At 68.0% G+C, this 9,590-nt stretch carries 1 protein-coding gene; it reads left to right on the forward strand.

The genetic code is table 11. From position 1 onward, the window contains the following. Positions 1 to 5: 5 nt before the first annotated feature. Positions 6 to 9,590: two-partner secretion domain-containing protein (locus ACFOMF_RS16650; RefSeq protein ID WP_386366965.1), on the forward strand; the 9,585-nt coding region annotated here is incomplete at its 3' end.

Raw genomic sequence — 9,590 nt, forward strand, 5'->3', positions numbered from 1 at the left:
TGTACATGGACGTGCGCAGCCCCTTCTTCCAGAACGTCGCCACCTTGCTGGTGGGCGTCATGTTCCTCAACCCCATCGTGGGCGCGGCCGCGGAACTGAGCGTCGCCGCCGGGAGCGGTGCGACGCTGGGGCAGGCCGGCAACGGCGTGCCGATCGTCAATATCGCCGCGCCAAACGGCAAGGGCCTGTCGCACAACAAATTCAAGGACTACAACGTCGGCCAGCAGGGCCTGATCCTCAACAATGCCACCGAGCGCACCCAGAGCACGCAACTGGGCGGCATCATCCTCGGCAACCCGAATCTCAAGGGCGCCGCGGCAGGGTTGATACTCAACGAAGTCACCGGCGGCAATGCCAGCCGTTTGCAGGGCTATACGGAAGTGGCCGGCCAGTCCGCCCATGTCGTGGTCGCCAACCCCCATGGCATCAGCTGCGACGGCTGCGGTTTCATCAACACGCCCCGCGTGACCCTGAGCACCGGCACGCCGGTCATCGACAACGGCCGCCTCGACCGCTTCGACGTCGACGGCGGGCGCATCGACATCGAAGGGCAAGGCCTGAATGCCGGCAACGTCGACCAGTTCGACCTGATCACCCGCAGCGCCCGGATCAACGCCGAGCTGCATGCCAACAAACTGAATATCGTCACCGGCCGCAACCAGGTGGATGCCGATGACCTGAGCGCCACGGCCAAGACCGATAGCCGCGACGACCAGCCCCTGCTGGCCATCGACAGCTCCGCCCTGGGCGGCATGTACGCCGGCGCCATCCGCCTGGTCGGCACCGAAGCCGGGGTCGGGGTGAAGCTGGCCGGCGACATGGCCGCCAGCGCCGGGGATATCCGGATCGATGCCAATGGCAAGCTGACCGTCGGCAACGCGGCGGCCAGCGGGCAGGTCATCGCCCGGGCCGCCGAGGTGGAAAGCCAGGGCCAGCTCTATGCAGGCAGTCGCCTGGAGCTGCAGGGTCAAGGCGAGCTACTCAACCGCGGCAGTCTGGCCGCCCGGGATGCGGTCGTACTGAGCGCGGGCACGAACCTGGACAACCGCGGCCACGTCGAGGCCGGGGTGAATGTCGACGACAGCCGCAACGACAGCGGCGACGTGCGGCTGGAGGGCCAGGTCGTGCGCAACAGCGGTACGGTTCTCGCCAGTCGTGATCTGCAGGCGACCGCCATCGACGTTCTGGATAACCGCGATGGCCAACTGGTCGCTCAGCGCAATGCCACGGTCGCGACCGACCGCCTGGACAACGATCGGGGCCGCGTTACCGCCGTCGAGCGGCTGGCCGTCGAGGCAGGGCAGGTCGATAGCCGCGAGGGCCACATCGCCAGCGGTGGCACACTCGAGCTGCGCGCCAGCGGTCTCGACCAGCGAGGCGGCGTGCTCGCCAGTCAGAGCGCCCTGACTCTGACGCTCGAGGGCGGAACCCTGAACAACGACGGCGCCCTGATCAGCGCCGCCGAAACCCTGCGCCTGGCCGACATCGGCCAGGCCAGCAGCCGTGACGGGGAGATAGCCAGCCGGCAATCCATCGAAATGGCCGTCGAGCATCTGGACAACCGCGAGGGCAGGCTGCTCGCCGAAGACACCCTCAGCGTCGCCGGCCAGGTACTGGACAACCGCGACGGCCTGCTTGCCGCCAATGGCGATTTGAATCTGGATGTCATCGACATCGACAACCGTGCCGGCGAGCTTTCCACCCAGGCCGGCCTCAACGTCGAAGCCGGGCACCTCGACAACAGCGATGGTGGCCGCCTGCTTGCCGCCCATCTGGGGCTGACCGTCGAACGTCTGCTCAACCGCAACCAGGGCCTGCTTCAGGCCGGACAAGGCTTGCGCCTGGACGGGGACCGGCTGGACAACGCCGGCGGCACCCTGGCCAGCGGCGGCGACCTGCTGATCCAGCTGAGCGCCCAGCATGGCGAGCACGATGGCGGCCTGTACAACGACAGCGGCCTGCTTTCCGCCAACGGTCGCCTGGACCTCGCATCCGCCTACCTGAGCAACCACCAAGGCCGTATCGAAGGGCGCGGTGCGGTGAATGTCGCCACCGGGGCCCTCGACAACCGCCTGGGCCACCTGATCGGCCTCGACCGTCTCGACCTCAGCGCCGCCCAGGTCAGCAACGGCGAGGGCCGCATCGCGGCCACCGGCGCCCTGGTGCTGCGCGCCACCGGCCTGGACCAGCAGGGCGGCGAACTCTTCAGCCAGGATAATCTGACCCTCGACCTGCAGGGCGGCGACCTCGACAACGACGGAGGCCTGATCAGCGCCCCGGGTATCCTGCTGCTGAACGGCCTTGGCGCGGTGAGCAACCGCGGCGGCGAGATATCCAGCAGCGAAGGCTTCACCCTGGCCGCCAGCCAACTGGACAACGACGGCGGTCGCCTGCTGTCGGAGCAGGGCCTGGCCCTGCGCATTCAAGGCATCCTCTCCAACCTCGCCGGCCTGGTCAGCGCCAATCGTCTGGACCTGGCCGCCGCACGCCTGGACAACACCGGTGGCCGTCTCTCCAGCCGCGGCGATCTCGACGCGCAGGTGGTCCAACTGAACCAGAGTGGTGGCGAACTGCTCGCCGAAGGCGCGCTCACGATCACTGGCGAGACGCTGGACAATCGCGACGGTCTGCTCGCCGCCAATGGTGACCTGATCCTCGAGGTCGGTGAAATCGACAACCGTGGCGGTGAGCTCTCCACCCGGACCCAAGCCACCATCGACAGCCGGCGACTCGACAACAGCGGCGGCCAGTTGCTGGCCGCCCACCTGAACCTGACCGTCGAACGCCTGCTCAACCGCGACCAGGGTCTGGTCTACGGCTGGGACGAAACCAGCCTGAGCGGCACCCGGCTGGATAACTCTGGCGGCACCCTGGCCAGCGACAAGACCCTCGTCGTCGAACTCGCCGCCCGGGTAGGCGATGCCGAGCTCGACGGTAGCCTGGACAACCTCGGCGGCCTGCTCAGCAGCGAAGGCGCCCTGAACCTGGTGGCGGACAGCCTCGACAATAGCCAGGGCAGCATCTCCAGCGCCGGCACGTTGCAGCTCACCAGCGCTGGCGAACTGCTCAACCGGGACGGGCGAATTCTTACCGATGCCGGCCTGTTGCTGCGCAGTGCCGGGCTGGACAACCGTCACGGGTTGGTTTCGGCCGTCGGTGCGCTGAGTCTGTTCACCGGTGCGTTCGACAACAACGAGGGGCAACTGACCGGCAGCGCCGAACTCACGCTGAACGCCGGGCCGGTGACCAATACCCAAGGTCGCATCGCCAGCAGTGGCCCGTTGCTGGCCCGCCTCAGCGGTCTGCACCAGCAGGGCGGCGAGCTCTTCAGCCAGAGCAGCCTCGAGCTGGATCTCGCGGGCGGCGACCTGAACAACGACGGCGGCTTCATCAACACCCCCGGTCAGCTGTTGTTGAGCAACCTTGGGGCGGTGAGCAACCGCGGCGGGGAGATATCCAGCCGGGAAGGCTTCACCCTGGCGGCGAACAGTTTGGACAACAGCGCCGGTCGACTGCTCAGCGAAAAGAACCTGGCGATCGCCATCGAGGGCGCCCTCGACAACCGCGCTGGCAGCCTGTCCGGCCAGCATCTCGACCTCGCCGCCAACACCCTGGATAACCGCGACGATGGCCTCGTCCGCAGCCGCGGCGTGCTCGCTGTTCAGGTCGCGGACACGCTGACCAACCGCGGCGGCAGCCTGGTCGCCGACGGCGGGCTGGAGTTGCAGGCCGGGCACGTCGACAACCGCGAAGGCCAGATCGCCGGTCGTGGTGATCTCGTGGCACGGGTCGGCGAGCTGGTCCAGGTGGGCGGTGAATTGCTCGCCGAAGGCAGCCTCATGCTCTCCGGCGACAGCCTGGACAACCGCGACGGCCTGCTCGCCGCCAATGGCGACCTGATCCTCGAGGTCGGTGAAATCGACAACCGTGGCGGTGAGCTTTCCACCCGAACCCAAGCCACCATCGACAGCCGGCGACTCGACAACAGCGACGGCGGACGCTTGCTCGCCGCCCACCTGAATCTGACCGTCGAGCGCCTGCTCAACCGCGACCAGGGCTTGGTCTACGGCTGGGACGAAACCCGCCTGAGCGGCGCCCGGTTGGACAACAGCGGCGGCACCCTGGCCAGTGACAAGGTCCTCGTCGTCGAACTCGCCGCCCGGGCAGGCGATGCCGAGCTCGACGGTCGCCTGGACAACCTCGGCGGCCTGCTCAACAGCGAAGACGCCCTGAACCTCACCGCCGCGCGGATCGACAACCGCCAGGGCACGCTCTCCAGCGCGGGCGCCCTGCAGCTCGTCACCACAGGCGAGCTGCTCAACCGGGACGGGCGGATTCTCACTGACAGTGGTCTGCTGCTGCGCAGTGCCGGGCTGGACAATGACCGCGGGCAGATCTTCGCCGCCGGGGCACTGGACCTGGCCAGCGCTGCGCTCGACAACAGCGAGGGTCGGCTGACCGGCGGCGCCGGACTCACGCTGAGCGCGGGGCAGGTGACCAATACGCAGGGCCGCATCGCCAGCAGCGGTCCGTTGCTGGCCAGCCTCACCGGCCTGGACCAGCAGGGCGGCGAACTGTTCAGCCAGGACAGCCTCAGTCTCGACCTGAACGGCGGTGATCTGATCAACGACGGCGCGCTGCTGCACGCCCCCGGCCAGTTGCTGTTGAGCAACCTCGGCGCGGTGAGCAACCGCGGCGGGGAAATCTCCAGCAACCAGGGATTCGTCCTGGCCGCCGATAGCCTGGACAACGCCCAGGGCCGGCTGCTTTCCGAACAGGGGCTGGTGCTGCGCATCCGGCAGCTCCTCGGTAATTTCGCCGGGCTGATCAGCGCGCAGGGCATTGAGCTGGCCGCCGCCCAGTTGGACAACCGCGGCGGCACGCTGGCCGCCCGGGACGATCTGACAGTCGCCGTGGACGGCACACTGAACAACACCGACCAGGGCTTGATCCAGGCTGGTGCCGGGCTGCTCCTCAAGGGGGGCGAATTGGACAACCGCGGTGGCTACCTGCTGGCTGGCTCGGTCCTGCGGGCCACGCTGGAGGGCGCGCTGGACAACCGTGACGGTGGCCTGGTCAACAGCCAGGGAGGTCTGGAGCTGAGCGCGGCGAGCCTCGACTCCAGCCAGGGCGGCGAAGTCTCGGCCAAGGGCGCGATGCAACTGACCCTCGATGCCCTCGTCCAGCGGCAGGGTGCGTTGGTGGGCGAAAGCGCGTTGAGCCTCGACCTGCGCCAGGGCGCATTGGACAATCAGGGTGGCCTGATCAGCAGTAACGGTCCACTGAGCCTGGCCAACCTGGGCCTGCTCGACAACCGTGACGGGGACATTGCCAGCCTCGGCCTGCTGGAGCTGGCTGCCGCCAGTCTCGATAACCGCGACGGTCGCATCATCAGCCGCGACTGGTTGCGTCTCGCCCTCGGCATCGTCGACAACCGCAATGGCCTGCTTTCCGGCTGGCAGGGGCTGGAGCTGAGCGGGACGCGCCTGGACAACCGCCAGCTCGGCACCCTCTCCAGCCGCAGCGGCGATCTCAGGGTGCAACTGACCGGGGAACTGCTCAACAGTGACGACGGAGCTCTGGTTGCTGGCGGTCGCCTCGACCTGGCCGCCGATAGTCTCGATAACCGCGGGGGCATCCTCTCCAGCGCAGCCGGACAGCAACTGATGGTCAGCGGGACCCTGGACAACAGCGGCGGCCAGATCGACGCCGGTGCCGGCCTGCGGATAGAGGCCGGCCGCCTGGCCAACCAGGGCGGCCTGGTCCTGGCTCAGCAGACGCTGGACGTCAACGGCATCGAGCTGGACAACACCGGTGGCCGGATCAGCGCCAGCGACGCCGCCCGCATCGACCTGAGCGGCGATTTCGTTAACGCCGCGGGCCAGCTCGCCAGCGGTGGCTCGCTGGACATCCGGGCCGCTGCACTGGACAACCGTGGCGGCACCCTGGCCAGCCAGGAAACGGCCGTTCTCGACATCGACAGCCTGGACAACTCCGCACGCGGTACCCTGGCCGCCAACGGCATGCTCGAGATCGATGCGAAAGGCGTTGTCGACAATAGCGACGAGGGCCTGATCTACAGCCGCGACGCGCATCTCCAGCTCGCCGTCGGCAGCCTGGACAATCGGGCGGGCGCCGTGCAGGGCCAGGGTGACCTGGTCCTGACGGTCGACGAGGCGTTGAACAACGCCGGCGGCACCCTGCAGAGCCGCACGGGCGATATCGAGCTCAGCGCCGCCAGCCTGGACAACCGCCAGGGCACCCTCGCCAGCCTCGAAGGCTGGGTGCGCGCGCGCCTGGCCGGCTGGCTGAACAACGGCGCCAGCGGGCAGGGCGGGCTGATCCAGGGCCGGCGCCTCGACCTCGGCGCGAACGGCTCGCTGAGCAACCTCGACGGGCGCATCCAGGCCATGGCCGGCGAAGCCAGCCTGCAGGCCGGCACCTTCGACAACCGCGGCGGCATCCTCTTCGCCGAAGGCGACCTGCTGCTGCGCGGCGGCAGCCTGGACAACCGCAGCGGCACGCTGGGCGCGGCCAACATCACCCTGGCGCACGACGCCGGTGCCGTGCTGGACAACCGGCAGGGCATCGTCGAAAGCCGTGGCAGCCTCGCCGTCGCGGGCACCCGCCTGGACAACCAGGGCGGCCAGTTGCGCGCCCTCGGCGCCACGGGTGCCAGCGTCTTCCAGCTCGGCGGCCTGCTGGACAACCAGAACGGCACCCTGGAAATCGCCAACCACGATCTGACGCTGAACCTCGGCAGCCTGGCCAACCAGGACGGCCAGTTGCTGCATGCCGGCGCGGGCGAATTCGCCATCGCCCTGCCCCAGGTCAGCAGCGCGGGTGGCCGCATCGCCACCTACGGCGACCTCACCCTCAGCGCCGGCAGCTGGAGCAACGACAGCGTGCTCCAGGCCGGACGCCTGACCCTGGACATCGGCACCTTCACCCAGACCGCCAACGGGCAGCTGCTGGCCACCGAGTCCCTTGTCGGCAGGGGCGACACCTGGACCAACCATGGCCTGATCGCCAGCGACGGCACCCTCTCGCTCGAACTCACCGGCAGCTACGGCGGCGATGGCCGTCTCACCAGCCTGGGCGACCTCGGCCTGGTCGCCGCCAGCCTGAGCCTGACCGGCCCGGCCAGCATCGCCGCAGGCGGCAACGCAACCTTCGCCCTGGGTGGTGGACTGCTCAACCAGGGCCGCCTCACTGCCGCTGGCGACCTGCTCCTGACCGCCGCGACGCTGACCAACCACGGCACGCTGGGAAGCGCCGAGCGCCTGATTCTGAACGCGACCGACCTGCTCAACGAGAACGGGCTGATCTTCAGCGGCGACGATATGGCGCTGTACGTGGATACCTTCACCAACCGCTATGCGGATGTGTACAGCCTGGGTGATATCGACCTGGCCAGAAACGAACAGGGCGACTGGGCCGAGCGTCTGGACAACCTGTCTGGCACGTTGGAGGCAGAAGGCGACTTTCGTCTTGGCGCCAGGGTAATCGACAACACCCGGGACATCCTGGTAGTCGACAATGTCGGCAAGTACGCTGCGGTCATCAAGGAACTGGCTTGCCGCGGTCCCTACAACCCCAGCGGCGATTGCGATCTGGGTGGCAATGGCCGACGCGTGGGCGTCTGGCAAGTGACCGAGCGCGACAAGCTGGAAGTCGTCGAAAGCAGCGCCGCCTCCAGCCTGATGGCTGGTGGGGACCTGTCGATCAGTGGCGAGCAACTGCTCAACCACAGCAGCCTGATCAGCGCGGGCGGAAACATCCAGGCCAGCGTCGCCGTCCTGGAAAACCAGGGCGTCAAGCCCGGCGACATCGAGACAATCCGCATCTTCGTCTCCGGCCGCAAGCCAAGCTATTACCACTACGCGGATGCCGCTGCCAGCTTCAACCGCAAGCACTCGCCGGCGCCTCAATTGGCAACGTTGGAGGCCGACCTCAATCGCTTCGTCGGCATGATGGAAAGGGAATACCTGGCCGGACGGCAGATAAACGAAACCCCGCTCAATGGCGAAAGCTACTCGGCCATCATCCAGGCCGGCGGCGACATCGTCCTGCAGGCCGAGCAGCGCCTGGACAACAGCGTAATCCGCGCGCAGTACGCCTACCTGGGCGGTGGTAACCGGGTCGAAAGCAGTGCTCCCGGCACCTCGATCGCGACCCATATCACGCTCAATTCGCAATTGCCGCCAGACCTGGCCCAGCAACAGATCAACCCCCTGACCCTGCCGGGCTTCAGTCTGCCCAGCGGGGAAAACGGTCTGTTCCGCCTCAGCGTCCAGGCCGGCAGCGATGCCCAGGTGCGCGACACGGACGGTGCCCAGGATTGGACGATTACCGGCAGTACCCTGGAACAGGCCCTGCGGCAGGAGGGGGTGAGCGCCCTGGCGACCGACGTGCGTATCGGCGACGCCGGTGACCTGGTTGCGACCGAACTGGACGTACAAGCGGGCAATCGCGAACAGCCCAGTGGTCTGCCCGCCGAGGTCGGTGGCGTCCAACTCGGTAGCCAATCCGCAACGGGAACCGATGGGCTGGAAACTACCGCTCTGCCCGGAGAGCAGGCCGACGCCGTGCGGGTAACCCTTAACGAACTGCAGCCTGGCGCCGACCTCCCCCGCCCCCAGGGCGTACCGGTCACACAGGTCACGCAAGCGCACAAGTACCTGATCGAGACCAACCCGGCGCTGACCGACCTCAAGCAGTTCATGGGCTCGGACTACCTGCTGGGCAACCTCGGCTACGACCCGGACCAGGCGCAGAAACGCCTGGGCGACGGGCTCTACGAGCAGCGCCTGATCCGCGAGGCCGTGGTCGCGCGTACCGGCCAGCGCTACCTGGCCGGGCTGACCAGCGACGAAGCCATGTACCGCTACCTGATGGACAACGCCATCGCCAGCAAGGACGCCCTGGGCCTGTCGCTCGGCGTGACGCTGACGGCCGAACAGGTCGCCGCGCTGACCCACGACATCGTCTGGCTGGAAGAGTACGAAGTGAACGGCGAGCGGGTCCTGGTGCCGGTGCTCTACCTGGCCCAGGCCGAAGGCCGGCTGGCGGCCAACGGCGCGCTGATCCAGGGCCGCGACGTCACGCTGATCAGCGGCGGCGACCTCGCCAACCAGGGCACCCTGCGCGCCAGCGGCGACCTCGACGTGCAGGCGGTGAACATCGCCAACAGCGGGCTGATCGAAGCGAACGAACGCTTGCAGTTGCTGGCCGAAAACAGCATCCGCAACGCCCAGGGCGGCATCCTCACCGGGCGTGACGTCAGCCTGCTGGCGGGCAACGACATCCTCAACGAACGCAGCGTCAGCGTGCACCAGAGCGCGCTCGGCAACCAGCAATGGGTTAGTAGCTTCGCCGACAGCGCCGCGCGCATCGAGGCGTCGAACGGTCTGTCTCTGATCGCCGGTCGCGACGTTGCCAACCTCGGCGGCGTGCTCGACAGCCGCGGCGACCTGTCCATCGACGCCGGCCGCGACGTGACCCTCGCCTCGGTGCAGGACGTACAGCACCAGTCGCGTGGCAGCAGCTACCTCAACGAGCGGGTGACCCAACTGGGTGCCGAAGTGAAC

It is taken from the genome of Stutzerimonas tarimensis (genome assembly GCF_042648805.1).
GTDB classification, from domain to species: domain Bacteria; phylum Pseudomonadota; class Gammaproteobacteria; order Pseudomonadales; family Pseudomonadaceae; genus Azomonas; species Azomonas tarimensis.